A 6,543-nucleotide genomic window follows, 5' to 3' on the forward strand; every position below is an offset into this window, starting at 1 on the left:
CTCACCTGGCCCGCGCCGCGGCTTCCGCGAACCGGAGGGCCACGGAGGGCTCCGCCGCCCAGTGCGTGTGCAGGTAACTGGCGTGCACGCCCTGCCGTACGAAGCCCTCGACCCGGCGCTCGGGGTGCGTGAAGCCCCACGCGGGGGCGGAGCCCGCGCCGGGCTCGATCACCGTGCGGTGGAACTCGTGGCCGCGCAGCCGGGTGCCGGTGACGGCGAGGGCGCTGTCCGACACCGCGACGGCCTCGCGGTAGCCGAGGGTCAGCCGCTCCGACATCCGCGCGTCGGCGTCGAGGACCCCGCACATGGGCTTGCCGTCCAGCGAGCGGGCCAGGTACAGCAGCCCGGCGCACTCGGCGGCGACGGGCCCGCCGGTCTCCGCGAAGGCCGCGACGGCCTTGCGCAGCGGCGCGTTGGCGGCGAGCTCGGGGGCGTACACCTCGGGGAACCCGCCGCCGATCACCAGGCCGGTGGTTGCGTCGGGCAGAGCCTCGTCCCGGAGCGGGTCGAAGGTGACGACCTCCGCCCCGGCGGCGGTGAGCAGCTCGGCGTGCTCGGCGTAGGAGAACGTGAACGCCGGTCCGCCCGCGACGGCGATGACGGGCCGCGGCCCGGAGCCCCCGGCGCCCGGCGCCGGCGGGGCCGCGACACCTCGGGGTATCAGAGCCCGCTCCGGCGACCACGGCTCACACTCCAACGCAGGGGCGGTCCGTGCCAGGGCCATCAGGGCCTCCAGATCACAGCCCGCCCGGACCTGGTCCGCCAGGGCGGCGACGGAGGACAGGGCGTCCGAGCGCCGCTCCGCGACGGGGACCAGCCCGAGGTGGCGCGAGGGCGCGGCCACCTGCGGGGCCCGCCGCAAGACGCCGAGCACCGGCATCCCGGCCTCCTCCAGCGCCTCCCGCAGCATCGCCTCGTGCCGGTCGGAGCCGACCTTGTTCAAGATCACGCCCCCCAGCCGCACCTGCGGGTCGAACGAGGCGAAGCCGTGCACCAGCGCCGCCACCGACCGCGACTGCGACGAGGCGTCGACCACCAGCACCACCGGCGCCCGCAGCAACTTCGCGACCTGCGCCGTCGACGCCAGCTCACCCCGCCCCGCGGCCCCGTCGTACAGGCCCATCACGCCCTCGACGATCGCGAGATCGCATCCCGAGGCCCCGTGCGCGAACAGCGGTGCGACCAGCTCCGGCCCGCACATGAACGCGTCCAGGTTGCGCCCGGGCCGCCCCGTGGCCAGCGCGTGGTAACCGGGGTCGATGTAGTCGGGCCCGGCCTTGTGCGGGGACACGGCGAGGCCGCGCTCCGAGAAGGCCGCCATCAGACCCGTGGCGACGGTGGTCTTGCCGCTGCCGGAGGACGGCGCGGCGATGACCAGCCGGGGGATGGGGAGCGAGGTCACCACTCGATGCCCTTCTGGCCCTTCTGGCCGGCGTCCATCGGGTGCTTGACCTTGGTCATCTCCGTGACCAGGTCCGCGAACTCCACCAGCTTCTGCGGCGCGTTGCGCCCCGTGATCACCACGTGCTGGGTGCCGGGCCGGTTCCGCAGCACCTCGATGACCTCGTCGACGTCGATCCAGCCCCAGTGCATCGGGTACGCGAACTCGTCCAGCACGTACAGCTTGTGCGTCTCGGCGGCCAGATCGCGCTTGACCTGCTCCCAGCCCTCCTTGGCCGCCTGCTCGTTGTCGAGCTGCGCGTCGCGCTGGACCCAGGACCAGCCCTCGCCCATCTTGTGCCAGACGACCGAGCCGCCCTCGCCGGAGGCACCGAGCACCTTCAGCGCGTTCTCCTCGCCGACCTTCCACTTCGCCGACTTGACGAACTGGAACACCCCGATCGGCCAGCCCTGGTTCCAGGCGCGCAGCGCCAGCCCGAAGGCCGCCGTCGACTTGCCCTTGCCCGGGCCGGTGTGGACGAAGACGAGCGGGCGGTTGCGGCGCTGGCGCGTCGTGAGTCCGTCGTCCGGAACGACGGTCGGCTGTCCCTGCGGCATTACGCGGCCCTCCTGTGGGTGTCTGATGCGGTGCGTACGTTCTTCACGAGCCCGGCCAGCGAGTCGGCCCGCAGCCCGTCGAGCGTGACGGCGGGCCCGCCGAGGTCGCCGGCCAGTACGCCGGCCAGCCCCAGCCGGACCGGCCCCGACTCGCAGTCCACGACCACCGACGCGACGCCTTGGGCCTGGAGCAGCCGGGCGCTGCGGCACGCGAGCGCGCGCGGGTCGCCGGTGGCGGAACCGGTGGATCCACTCGTGCCGGCCGAACCGGCCGAGGTGGCCCGCCCATCGGTGACGACCACGAGCAGCGGGCGGCGGCTGGGATCGCGCAGCCGCTCGATCCGCAGCACCTCGTGGGCCTTGAGCAGGCCGGCGGCGAGCGGGGTGCGCCCGCCCGTCGGCAGCTGTTCGAGCCGGACCGCGGCCGCGTCCACCGAGGAGGTGGGCGGCAGCGCCAGCTCGGCGGCAGAGCCGCGGAAGGTGATCAGACCGACCTTGTCCCGGCGCTGGTAGGCGTCCAGCAGCAGCGACAGCACCGCGCCCTTGACCGCGCTCATGCGCTGCCGGGCCGCCATCGAGCCGGAGGCGTCGACCACGAAGAGGACCAGGTTGCCCTCGCGGCCCTCCCGGGTGGCCTGGCGCAGGTCGTCCTTGCGGACGACGAGCCCGCGCCCGGTGCGCCCGCGCGCCTTCTGGTGCGGGGCGGCGGCCTGGACGGTCGCGGCGAGGTGCAGCTTCGTCAGCTGGCCGCGGGGGCGCTGGGCGCCGGTGGTCCGGCCGTGCGCGGTACGGGCGCGCGAGCGACGCCCGGACGCGCCCTCGCCGAGGCCGGGCACGCTGAGCGTCTTGGTCCGGAACGGCTCGGCGGCCCGTACGGCGGCCTGCTCGGGCGTGGCGCCGTCCTGCGAGGCGGGCTGGGGGGCGGGGGAGTCGGGGGTCTCCGGCGCGTCGTCCGGGGCGGGGGCCTCGGGGGCCTCGGGGGCCTGCGGCGCCTCGGGTCCGCCCTGCGGGGGGACACCGCCGCCCCCGCCGTCCGGGCCGCCGTCTTCCGGGCCGCCGTCGTCCGGACCCTCGGGCTCCGGGTCCGGCTCCGGGTCGGGCTCGTCTTGCGGCTCCTCGTCGGGGAACCGGTCCAGGATCTCGTCGAGCTTGTCCTCGTCGAGACCGGGCGCGTCGAAGGGGTTGCGGCGCCGCCGGTGGGGGAGCGCCAGCAGCGCGGCCTGCCGCACGTCCTCCTTGCGCACGTCGCTCCGCCCGGCCCAGGCGGCCAGTGCGGTCGCGGTACGGGCCATCACGATGTCGGCGCGCATGCCGTCGACCTCGAAGCCGGCGCAGGTCGCGGCGATCTGGAGCAGGGAGGCGTCGCCGAGGCGGACCTTCGGGAGCAGGGCGCGGGCGGCCACGACACGGGCGCGCACGTCCTGTTCCTCACCGCTCCACCGGGTGGCGAAGGCGGCCGGGTCGTCCTCGTACGCGAGCCGGCGGCGCACCACCTCGACGCGCTGGGCGGGCTCGCGGGAGGCCGCCACCTCGACGGTGAGCCCGAACCGGTCCAGGAGCTGCGGGCGGAGCTCGCCCTCCTCGGGGTTCATGGTGCCGACGAGCAGGAAGCGGGCGGCGTGGCGTACGGAGACGCCCTCGCGCTCGACGTAGGAGGCGCCCATCGCGGCGGCGTCGAGGAGGAGGTCGATGAGGTGGTCGTGGAGGAGGTTGACCTCGTCGACGTACAGGATCCCGCGGTGCGCGTCGGCGAGCAGGCCGGGCTCGAAGGCCTTCACGCCTTCGGCGAGGGCCCGTTCGATGTCGAGGGCGCCGACGAGGCGGTCCTCCGAGGCGCCGACGGGCAGCTCGACCATGCGCGCGGGCCGGGCGGTCCCGGGGCCCTGCTCGTGGGGTCCGTCGGGGCAGGCGGGGTCGGGGGCGCCGGGAGCGCAGGAGAACCGGCAGCCGGGGACGACGTCGACCTGCGGCAGCAGCGCGGACAGCGCGCGGACGGCCGTGGACTTCGCGGTCCCCTTCTCGCCGCGCACGAGGACCCCGCCGACCGCCGGGCTCACGGCGTTGAGCAGGAGCGCCAGCCGCAGGTCGCTCTGGCCGACCACTGCGGTGAACGGGTAGGGCGTGCTCATGCGATGCCTCTCTTGGTGCGGGTACGGGTCTGCGTGCGCGGGCCGGCGGCGGAATCCGCCCGCGGGGCCCGGGCCGTCACGGTGCGCCCGGGGGGAGGAAGGGGAGGCCCGCGGGGGCGCCGCCCTCGATCAGGCGGAGCAGGGCGTCGGTGTCCGCGTGCTCGGCGATCAGATCGCCCAGCAGGTCCAGCTGCTGCTCCCGCAGCGCACCGAAGGACGTGTCGGGCGCCGGGACGAAGCGGCGGCCCGAGGCCACCGCCACCTCGCGGAGGAACGCCCGCCGGAAGCCGTCCGACTCCAGCGAGCCGTGCCAGTGCGTGCCCCACACCGAACCGACGCGGCAGCCGTCCAGGAACGGCTCCCCGCCGAGCACCTCGGCCACCCCGTGGTGGATCTCGTACCCGTCGACCGCCTCGCCGAGCGCGGTCCCCGAGGGCCGCTCCAGGGTCTTCTCGCGCTCGAAGCGGATCCGCACCGGCAGCAGCCCCAGCCCGGTCACCGAGCCCGCCCGCGATTCGACCTCGTCCTCGATGTGCTCGCCGAGCACCTGGAAGCCGCCGCAGATGCCCAGCACCGGCCGGCCCTCAGCGGCCCGCCGCAGCAGCGCGTCCGCGAGGCCGCGCTCGCGCAGCCACTGGAGGGCCTTGACCGTGCCCCGGGTGCCCGGCACCACGACCAGGTCCGCGTCGGCCAGTTCCTCGGCCCGGTCCACGAACCGCACCACCACGCCCGGCTCCGCCGCCAGCGCGTCGACGTCCGTGAAGTTCGACATCAGCGGCACCGCGCACACCGCGACCCGCAGCACGTCCTCGCCGACCGGCGGGGCCACCACCGACTCGCGCACCGCGCCCCGCAGGGAGACCCGGAGCCCGTCCTCCTCGTCGATGCCCAGCCCGTGCCGGAAGGGCAGGACGCCGTACGTCCCCCGCCCGGTCAGGGAGCGCAGCATCTCCATGCCGGGCTCCAGCAGGGACACGTCGCCGCGGAACTTGTTGACCATGTATCCGGCGATCAGCGACTGGTCCTCCGGTGACAGCAGCGCCGTCGTCCCGAAGAACGAGGCGAAGACCCCGCCCCGGTCGATGTCCCCGACCACGACCACCGGGAACCGCGCGGCCCGCGCGATGCCCATGTTCACGATGTCCGTCCGGCGCAGGTTGATCTCGGCCGGACTGCCCGCCCCTTCGCAGATCACGGCGTCATACGTGCCCCGCAGCTGCTCCAGGCAGTCCGTGACGACCCCGAGGAGCTGTTCCTGCCTGCCCCCGTGCAGCGCCTTCCCGGGGGACACCGCGCCCGATTGCGGCTGCGCCGCGGGCCCGACCCCCCCGAAGAACCCGCGCGCGCTCATCTCGCCCACCGGCTTGCCCAGCAGCACCACCTGGCTGCTGCGGTCGCTGCCGGGCTTGAGCAGCACCGGGTTCATCAGCGCCGTCGGCTCCACGCGCGCCGCCTGCGCCTGCATCGCCTGCGCGCGCCCGATCTCGGCGCCCTCGCGGGTCACGAAGGAGTTCAGCGACATGTTCTGCGCCTTGAAGGGCGCCACCTTCACGCCCTGCCGGGCCAGCCAGCGGCAGATTCCCGCCGTGACCACGCTCTTGCCCGCGTCCGATGTGGTGCCGGCGACCAGGAGTCCCCCGCCGAGCTTCCCGCCGCTCATCCGCGTCCCTTCCGTATGCCGTGCGACACCGCACAGCGCAGTGCCACACACGCCCCCAGAGCCAGCCACGTCACCTGACGCGACAGCCGGACCGCGCGTTCGATGTCGGACACCTGCACGGGCCGCCCCGCCCCGCCGTTCAGCACGGCCCGGTGCTCGACCCGTCCCCCGTACGCCAGGGTGCCCCCCAGCCGCACGCCGAGCGCCCCCGCGAAGGAGGCCTCCACGGGGCCGGCGTTCGGGCTCGGGTGCGCGGCGGCGTCCGCGCGCCAGGCCCGTACGGCTCCCCGCCGGTCGGGCCCGGCCAGTACGGCGGCCAGCGCGGTCAGCCGGGCGCCCGGCCAGCCCGCGAGGTCGTCCAGCCGGGCCGAGGCCCACCCGTAGCGCAGGTGGCGCGGCGACTTGTGGCCGACCATGGCGTCCAGGGTGTTCACGGCGCGGAACGCCAGCAGCCCGGGGACACCGGCGGCGGCGCCCCACACCAGGGCCCCGACCACCGCGTCGGAGGTGTTCTCGGCGACCGACTCCACGACGGCGCGGGCCATCTGCTGCTCGTCCAGGGCCTGCGGATCGCGCCCGCACAGGTGCGGCAGCCGCTCGCGGGCCACCTCTGCGTCCCCGGCGGCGAGCGCGCCGCCGATGGCGCGGGCCTCCCGGCCCAGCGAGGTGCCGCCGACGACGGCCCAGGTGGCCGCGGCGGTCAGGGCGACACGGGCGGCCGCGGGCCGGGAGCGCACGGCGCGGGCGCCCAGCGCG

The 6,543-nt window shown here is 75.7% G+C and carries 5 protein-coding genes; all 5 read right to left on the reverse strand.

The window, feature by feature from the left end:
• Nucleotide 1: 1 nt before the first annotated feature.
• Nucleotides 2–1,405, reverse strand: coding sequence for a cobyrinic acid a,c-diamide synthase CobB (locus K7B10_RS29895; protein ID WP_229340784.1), 1,404 nt, complete (start codon nt 1,403–1,405; stop codon nt 2–4).
• A complete protein-coding gene (gene cobO, locus K7B10_RS29900) occupies nt 1,399–1,998 on the reverse strand; it encodes a cob(I)yrinic acid a,c-diamide adenosyltransferase (RefSeq protein WP_229340787.1) in 600 nt (199 codons plus the stop codon). The genes K7B10_RS29895 and cobO overlap by 7 nt, the downstream gene beginning before the upstream one ends.
• Entirely contained in the window at nt 1,998–4,127 is a 2,130-nt protein-coding gene (locus K7B10_RS29905; protein ID WP_229340789.1) for a putative cobaltochelatase, read from the reverse strand. The genes cobO and K7B10_RS29905 overlap by 1 nt, the downstream gene beginning before the upstream one ends.
• Nucleotides 4,128–4,203: 76 nt before the next feature.
• Nucleotides 4,204–5,787 (reverse strand): cobyric acid synthase, encoded by a 1,584-nt coding sequence (locus K7B10_RS29910; protein WP_229340791.1) that lies wholly within the window; start codon nt 5,785–5,787, stop codon nt 4,204–4,206.
• Nucleotides 5,784–6,543 (reverse strand): CobD/CbiB family cobalamin biosynthesis protein (locus K7B10_RS29915; protein WP_229340793.1); only part of this gene is annotated, 760 nt, incomplete at its 5' end. The genes K7B10_RS29915 and K7B10_RS29910, both read right to left, overlap by 4 nt.

It is taken from the genome of Streptomyces flavotricini (genome assembly GCF_020639365.1).
Lineage (GTDB): Bacteria > Actinomycetota > Actinomycetes > Streptomycetales > Streptomycetaceae > Streptomyces > Streptomyces flavotricini.